Origin of the sequence: Loktanella sp. DJP18 (genome assembly GCF_049310965.1) — a bacterium.
Taxonomy (GTDB): domain Bacteria; phylum Pseudomonadota; class Alphaproteobacteria; order Rhodobacterales; family Rhodobacteraceae; genus Loktanella.
Genome location: NZ_JBMERN010000163.1, coordinates 1 through 6,690, shown reverse-complemented (window position 1 = coordinate 6,690; position 6,690 = coordinate 1). Strand labels below are relative to the sequence as shown.

The 6,690-nt window shown below is 58.2% G+C and carries 9 protein-coding genes and 2 pseudogenes; 8 read left to right on the top strand and 3 right to left on the bottom strand.

Annotated features, from left to right (window positions below):
- Window positions 1-119: 119 nt before the first annotated feature.
- A pseudogene (locus ACOI1H_RS22635) lies at window positions 120-334 on the bottom strand (IS3 family transposase); the annotation flags it as partial.
- A gap of 136 nt (window positions 335-470) precedes the next feature.
- Window positions 471-710 carry a transposase gene (locus ACOI1H_RS22630; RefSeq protein WP_422440377.1) on the bottom strand — a complete coding sequence of 80 codons (240 nt, stop codon included), beginning with the start codon at window positions 708-710 and terminating at the stop codon, window positions 471-473.
- 142 nt (window positions 711-852) lie between these two features.
- Between ACOI1H_RS22630 and ACOI1H_RS22625 the strand changes: the two genes are divergently transcribed.
- Window positions 853-1,947, top strand: coding sequence for a histidine kinase dimerization/phosphoacceptor domain -containing protein (locus ACOI1H_RS22625; RefSeq protein WP_422440375.1), 1,095 nt, complete (start codon window positions 853-855; stop codon window positions 1,945-1,947).
- 145 nt (window positions 1,948-2,092) lie between these two features.
- Here ACOI1H_RS22625 and ACOI1H_RS22620 read toward each other — a convergent pair.
- Window positions 2,093-2,977 (bottom strand): annotated as a pseudogene (locus ACOI1H_RS22620) (hypothetical protein); the annotation flags it as partial.
- 318 nt (window positions 2,978-3,295) lie between these two features.
- Here ACOI1H_RS22620 and rpsJ point away from each other — a divergent pair.
- From rpsJ to ACOI1H_RS22585, 7 genes are all read left to right on the top strand, one after another.
- Complete coding sequence (rpsJ, locus tag ACOI1H_RS22615; protein WP_056032218.1) at window positions 3,296-3,607, top strand: 30S ribosomal protein S10; 312 nt, start codon at window positions 3,296-3,298, stop codon at window positions 3,605-3,607.
- Window positions 3,608-3,622: 15 nt separating this feature from the next.
- Window positions 3,623-4,489, top strand: coding sequence for a 50S ribosomal protein L3 (rplC, locus tag ACOI1H_RS22610; protein ID WP_422440373.1), 867 nt, complete (start codon window positions 3,623-3,625; stop codon window positions 4,487-4,489).
- Window positions 4,479-5,099, top strand: a complete 621-nt coding sequence (gene rplD, locus ACOI1H_RS22605; protein WP_422440371.1) for a 50S ribosomal protein L4 — start codon at window positions 4,479-4,481, stop codon at window positions 5,097-5,099. The genes rplC and rplD overlap by 11 nt, the downstream gene beginning before the upstream one ends.
- Before the next feature lie 11 nt (window positions 5,100-5,110).
- Window positions 5,111-5,407 carry a 50S ribosomal protein L23 gene (locus tag ACOI1H_RS22600; protein ID WP_422440378.1) on the top strand — a complete coding sequence of 99 codons (297 nt, stop codon included), beginning with the start codon at window positions 5,111-5,113 and terminating at the stop codon, window positions 5,405-5,407.
- A 77-nt stretch (window positions 5,408-5,484) separates the two neighbouring features.
- Complete coding sequence (locus ACOI1H_RS22595; RefSeq protein WP_422440369.1) at window positions 5,485-6,075, top strand: SMODS domain-containing nucleotidyltransferase; 591 nt, start codon at window positions 5,485-5,487, stop codon at window positions 6,073-6,075.
- Window positions 6,076-6,420, top strand: a complete 345-nt coding sequence (locus ACOI1H_RS22590) for a hypothetical protein (protein ID WP_422440368.1) — start codon at window positions 6,076-6,078, stop codon at window positions 6,418-6,420.
- Window positions 6,378-6,690: hypothetical protein (locus tag ACOI1H_RS22585; RefSeq protein WP_422440366.1), on the top strand; the 313-nt coding region annotated here is incomplete at its 3' end. The genes ACOI1H_RS22590 and ACOI1H_RS22585, both read left to right, overlap by 43 nt.

Here is a 6,690-nt window from a genome sequence, read left to right as displayed (position 1 = left end):
ATCGACCAGTTCGAACGAGCCTTCCGTGAGGAATAGCCGAAGACTTTGTTGATGGCCTGGATGCCCCCTCCCAACGGCATTGAACCGCGCCGGGTTTGCCAGAGACCAGTTGCTTCACTTTATGCGACCATATCGAGCGCGGCACGCTGCGCATAGTAATTGGCTTCTGCCTCAGCAGGCGGGATGTTCCCGATGGGTCCAAGCAGTCGGCGGTTGTTGAAGCAGTCCACCCATCGAGGGTCGCCATCTCGACGGCCTCGATGTCTTTCCAAGGGCCCCGACGGCGAATGACCTCGGTCTTGTAGAGACCATTGATCGTCTCGTCCAAGGCGTTGAAGGTCCTTTATCCGTCAAATGCTGATTGCTGTGTGTGATGCGCAGTGGACGCGGTAAATCTCGCGGACAATGTATCGCTTGATACAGCGGACGATCCCTCGTCTGGTTTTTCCTTCCGCGCTTCGCTTGGTTGCTTATGCTCTGATTTGCGCATCATCGCGCATGCGTACGATCGCCACGCGATAAAGCGCGGCATTGGCTTGTCGGTTACCCCCTCGGTTCAAACGCACGGGGTTGGTCTTGCCGCTTGAGACCGGGACCGGACAAACGCCGCACATCCTGGCCAATGCGGCTTTGGATTTGATGCGCTCAGGATTGTCTCCAACGAGGATGAACATTTCGGCGACTGTCAGCGTGGAGTTGCCGTAAGACAATCGTCATCACCTTGACCTGCTGCGGGCCGTCGTGATGTGGTCCGGGCAGAAGCTGCGATTGCTGTTGTCCTAGTCTGACCAGTTTCATTTTAGCATGTTGCCATCGCCGGGAGTCCGGCGACTTGTTTCAGGGAATCGAGCCGTGGAAGCCGCATTTCATCCTCAGCAGCAAGCGCGGCTCGCGGCCCTTCATTCGTTCGAGGTGCTCGACACAGACCTGGAACATGACTTCGACGACATCGTGAAACTCGCTGCGGCAACGTGCGGCACAGCCATATCGGTGGTGAACTTCATTGACGCCGATCGACAGTGGTTCAAGGCGGAGACGGGTCTCGGCGTGCGTCAGACGCCGCTCGCCACATCCCTTTGCGCACATGCCATTCTCGAGGATGATTTCGTGGAGATACGGGACACGCTGGACGACCCGCGCATGCGAGACAATCCACTCTGCAGGGGCAATCCCGGACTTCGGTTCTATGCGGGCGCATTGTTGAAGACGGAAGACGGCTTGCCTCTCGGCACGCTGTGCGTCCTGGACTATGAACCCGGCGAACTCACGCCTCTGCAACGGGATACACTCCGTGTTCTGTCCCGGCAGGTCATGGCTCTGCTCGAAGCCCGTCGCGCCCTCCGCGCGGCCGATGTACTTCGCCGCGAGGTGGATCACCGGGTGAAGAACTCGCTACAGTCGCTTTCATCCTTCACCAGATTGCAGCAGCGGGCCTTCGCATCGGATGACGCCAAGCTGGCCCTGTCGATGGTCGCACTTCGCATCGATGCGCTGACCCGCGTTCACGAGCAACTCTATCAGACAGACATCCATCACTCAGTCGACCTTGCGGCCTACGTCGAGAAGATCTGCGCCCATCTGGCAGGCTTTGCGCCTCAGGGTGTGTCACTCGAAGTCGATACAGAGCAGGTTTCCGTATCTCCACAGCAGGCTGCGGCCGTCGGCACCTACCTCAACGAATTCATTGCAAACTCCTGCAAGCACGGCTTCCCCAACGGCGAAAGCGGACTGGTTTGCGTACGACTGAAGGCCATGGACGATGGCCTTGTCGAACTGATCTGCACCGATACGGGCGTGGGCCTTCGTGATGATCTTTCGCAGGCAAACACGGGACTCGGCAGGAAGATTGCCGAGGTTGTCTGCATGGAGCTTGAAAGCGAGCTCGAACTGCGAAACGGCGATACCGGTGTCGTGGCAATACTTCGGTTCGCCTCCCAACCGCAATAGTTGGCAGGCCTTTGTCCGATCCGTTTCCCAGCAGCCGCTGCGGCCAGCGTGCTTGGGTTTGCGCTACAGGTTGACAGGACTCGACTAGGGCGGCCGGATTTCCCAGCCGTTGGCTGACATTGGTGTAAAACTAACCGAAGGAGTCGGCCTCCAGCGAGATCGACACCCGCCAGGACAGCACGCGGCGAGTGAACCAGTCCGGCACGGCGGCGAGAGAGTCGCAGCCCCGCGCCATGGGTATGTAGGTGAAGTCCGTCGTCCATTGGGTTTGAACCAATGGCGCCCTGATGGACGACCCCAGACCTGATTGGGCCGGGTCACAGGCAGCTTTCTCAGCAGATAGGGGTAGATCTCGTGCCCCGGTGCCGGCTTGGAGGTGTTCGGCTTGCGATGCAGTGCCCCGATGCCCATGCGCTGCATCAGCATGGCGACGTGCAACCGGCCAACCTTGAATCCTTCCTGCACCAGCAGACCTTGCAGCATCCGGCCCCCCGCGAAGGGGAACTCCATGTGCAACTTGCAGGTCCGGTGCATGAGTTTCAGATCGGCGTCCGACACCGGTCGCGGCTGGTAGTAGACGCTGACCCGGCCGATCCCCAGCACGATGGCCTGCCGGCTGACGCTGAGCCTTGCCGCAGGATCGATCATTTTTTTTTGCGCTCGGCAACAGACCCCTGCGCGGCTCTCTCGAACCGTCGCCAGTGGTGCTCGAACCAATGGCGCATCCCCTGGCGACCGTTCACCGCGCAGTGCGTCACGCGCCGGACAAAAAATCATTCTCCAGCGTCAATTCTCCGACCTTCGCATGCAGGGTCTTCACATCGATGGTCCGCTCAGGCTCGGCGGTCGGGGCTTCCCCATACACCCCTGTCGCGCCATCAAGAATTTGATCTCGCCACTGTTTGATCTGGTTCGGGTGAACATCGAACTCCTGTGCCAGCTCGATCATGGTCTTTTCGCCCATGATCGCCGCCACAGCCACTTTCGCCTTCAATGCCGGGCTTGGGTTCCGGCGCGGTCGTCTTGTCATGGTCATCTCCTCGCTTGCAGCATCATGCTGCTGTCGCGCGGAAAATCCACCTATCCCGGCTGTTCAGTTTTCCGCAGCCAGATATCCTAGCCAATCATTGAAGGTTTAACGATGTTTCGTCGTCGAGCGTCCCACAAGCGACGGGGTTTCGGGAGGGACCCCCTTGCCCTCACCCCCGACTCACCCTATACGCCCACCAACTTGCCAAGGGTGCGCCGTCGCGCGCCCTTTTTAAGTTACGCACAAGACGCGATGAGGGGGCCGGATGAGCCTGTCTCCTCCTCTCCGATCTAAGCCCTAGTTGAAGGGTGATGTCACATGGCAGCCAGCCAGAACATCCGCATCCGCCTGAAGGCGTTTGACTACCGCGTCCTCGACGCCTCCACCGCAGAGATCGTCTCGACCGCCAAGCGCACCGGCGCGAGCGTCCGTGGCCCGATCCCGCTGCCGAACAAGATCGAGAAATTCACCGTTCTGCGCGGTCCGCACATCGACAAGAAGTCGCGCGACCAGTTCGAGATCCGCACGCACAAGCGTCTGCTTGATATCGTCGACCCGACCCCGCAGACCGTTGACGCCCTGATGAAGCTCGACCTCGCCGCCGGCGTCGACGTGCAGATCAGCGTTTAAGGGAGGATATTGCATATGCTCCGTACAGGTTTGATCGCGAAGAAGCTGGGCATGACCCGTCTCTTCATGGAAGACGGCCGCCAGATCCCGGTGACCGTCCTCGCTCTGGAAAACCTCCAGGTCGTCGCACAGCGCACGCCAGAGCGTGACGGCTATACCGCCGTTCAGCTGGGTGCCGGCACTGCCAAGGTGAAGCGCGTCACTGCGCCGATGCGTGGCCACTTCGCCAAGGCGAACGTGGAACCCAAGCGCAAGATCGCGGAATTCCGCGTCGCCCCCGAGAACATGATCAACGTCGGCGAAGAGATCACCGCGAACCACTATTTCGCGGGTCAGTTTGTCGACATCTCCGGCACCTCGATCGGCAAGGGTTTTGCCGGTGTCATGAAGCGCCACAACTTCGGCGGCTTGCGCGCGTCGCACGGTGTGTCCGTGTCGCACCGTTCGCACGGCTCTGTCGGCCAGTGTCAGGATCCGGGCCGCATCTTCAAAGGCAAGAAGATGGCCGGTCACATGGGCTCTGCCCGTGTCACCACCCAGAACCTGCAGGTCGTCCGCACCGACGCCGACCGTGGCCTGATCATGGTCAAGGGCGCCGTTCCGGGGTCCAAGGGCGCATGGGTCACTGTCAAGGATGCCGTCAAGAAGGCGACACCCGAAGGCGTGATGTATCCCGCTGGCCTGAAGTCCATGGACGAGGAAGCCAAGCGTCTGGCCGAAGAGGCCGCCGCCGCAGCCGCCGCTGAAGAAGCTGCAGCCGCCAAGGCCGCAGCCGAGGCAGAGCAGGCCGCAGAGGAAGCCGCCGCAGCGGAAATGGCGAACGATGCCAAGTCCGTGGACGAAACCAACGCTGAAGAAGGTGGTGACAAAAATGAAGGCTGATGCAATCAAGATCGACGGCGCATCCGCTGGTTCCGTGGAACTGGACGACGCCATCTTCGGGCTGGAGCCGCGCGCGGACATCCTGCACCGTGTGGTCCGCTGGCAGCGCAACAACGCGCAGGCCGGCACCCATTCGACGCTGGGCCGGTCCGACGTGTCCTACTCGACCAAGAAGATCTATCGCCAGAAGGGCACCGGCGGCGCACGCCACGGGTCCAAGGGCGCGCCGATCTTCCGTCACGGTGGTGTCTACAAGGGTCCGACCCCGCGCAGCCACGGCCACGAGCTGACCAAGAAGTTCCGCAAGCTGGGTCTGCGTCATGCGCTGTCGGCCAAGATGCTGGCCGGAGAGCTGGTGGTCATCGACCAACTGGCCGTGGACAACGCCAAGACCTCGGCGCTGGCCAAGCACGTGAACGACCGCGGTTGGAAGCGTGCGCTGATCATCGACGGGGCCGAGGTCAACGCCGACTTCGTCCGTGCGGCGCGCAACCTGGCCAATCTGGACGTCCTCCCGTCGATGGGTGCCAACGTCTATGACATCCTGAAAAGCGACACGCTGGTCATCACGAAGGCCGGCCTCGAAGCACTGGAGGCTCGCCTGAAATGAGCAAAGCTGACATGAGCACGAAAGCGGAATACTACGACGTGATCCGCAAGCCGATCATCACCGAGAAAGCGACCATGATGTCCGAATCCAACGGCGTCGTGTTCGAGGTGGCGATCGACGCCAACAAGCCACAGATCAAGCAGGCCGTCGAGGCCCTGTTCGGTGTGAAGGTCAAGGCCGTCAACACGTCCATCACCAAGGGCAAGGTGAAGCGCTTCCGCGGTTCGCTCGGCACCCGCAAGGACGTCAAGAAGGCCTACGTGACGCTCGAAGAGGGCAACACGATCGACGTGAGCACCGGCCTGTAAGGCTTGCGCTGACGGTTGGAATGAAGAAGGCCCCCTGCGAGAGCGGGGGGCCTTTTTGTTTGTGTTGATTAAGGTTCGTGAGTAATGAATATGTGAGGCTTTCATTGGCCTCGTCGCCTAGAGTGGATTTATTTGCATTGTCGGCAGCTAGCAGATTTGAAGGCTTTTTGACTAATATTGCTCTAACGGACGCCCAAAAGGTGGCTGGATCTGAGCGGCGGGAAGCGGTCGTTCGAGTCATGAACAGCCATTACTACGGCATCACGAGTGGTTCTGCGAATTCCAAATTTGTTGGATCATGGGGCAAGTTGACGCGCGTCCGGCCTCCGAGGGACGTCGATATTCTATTTGTTTTGCCACTTTCCGTTTATAATCGCTTCGAGTTGCGGATCGGCAATAGGCAATCTCAAATTTTGCAGGAGATAAAGGGCGTACTTGCGGAACGATTTTCCACGACTGCAATTAAGGGAAGTGGCCCGGTGGTGGTGGTTCCGTTCTCAGCATATAATGTCGAGCTCGTGCCGGTTTTTGAACTTACTTCTGGCCAGTATTGGATATGCAATACTTCCAGTGGCGGACGATATCAGGTTGCTGACTATGATGCAGAAGCTGAATTGATTAGAACAAGTAATTCAATTTCGAAGGGGAATACAAGAAATCTTATTTGAATGGCGAAGCGTTGGCAGGCATTTTGTGACGTGCCTTTAAAGTCATTTTGGATTGAAATACTTGCGGTTGAATTTTTGAATCAGTGGGCGCATCGAGATAAAGGTAAAACATTCTACGATTGGATGGCCCGAGATTTCTTTAATTATTTGGTGACGAAGAGTAATGCGAATTTATATTCGCCCGGAACTTATGAAGCAATGTTCTTGGGGAGTGGTTGGCTATCGAAAGCGACTGCGGCCCATCGGGCCGCAGCCGAGGCTTGTGATGACGAAGTAAAATACCCTTATCTTGCTGGAACTAGTTGGCAGAAAATTTTTGGGGCGGATATTCCGATGGGCGGATGACTCAGAGACGTGTTGATGAAATCGTTATTGAATGCCGCCGCCAAGAAGAATCTTGTCAATATACTTCTACTGGACTGTACATTTGGCAGAAACGGGCAACTCTATGGAAGAATATATTTGTTGTCGCGCCAATTATCTTGGGAGGATTGGCCTCTTCCCAAATATTAACCGGAAATGAAGCAAGGTGGATCGAACTGACAGCGGCTGGATTGGCCTTACTTGCAGGTTTTTTCCCTGCCATCTTTGAGGCTTTGGGTATGGACATGCGCG

Excerpts from the sequence above, each read along its gene's own strand:
- ACOI1H_RS22600 (WP_422440378.1), top strand. The coding sequence starts at position 5,111 with ATGAGCACGAAAGCGGAATACTACGACGTGATCCGCAAGCCGATCATC.
- rplD (WP_422440371.1), top strand. The coding sequence starts at position 4,479 with ATGAAGGCTGATGCAATCAAGATCGACGGCGCATCCGCTGGTTCCGTG.
- ACOI1H_RS22590 (WP_422440368.1), top strand. The coding sequence starts at position 6,076 with ATGGCGAAGCGTTGGCAGGCATTTTGTGACGTGCCTTTAAAGTCATTT.
- rplC (WP_422440373.1), top strand. The coding sequence starts at position 3,623 with ATGCTCCGTACAGGTTTGATCGCGAAGAAGCTGGGCATGACCCGTCTC.
- rpsJ (WP_056032218.1), top strand. The coding sequence starts at position 3,296 with ATGGCAGCCAGCCAGAACATCCGCATCCGCCTGAAGGCGTTTGACTAC.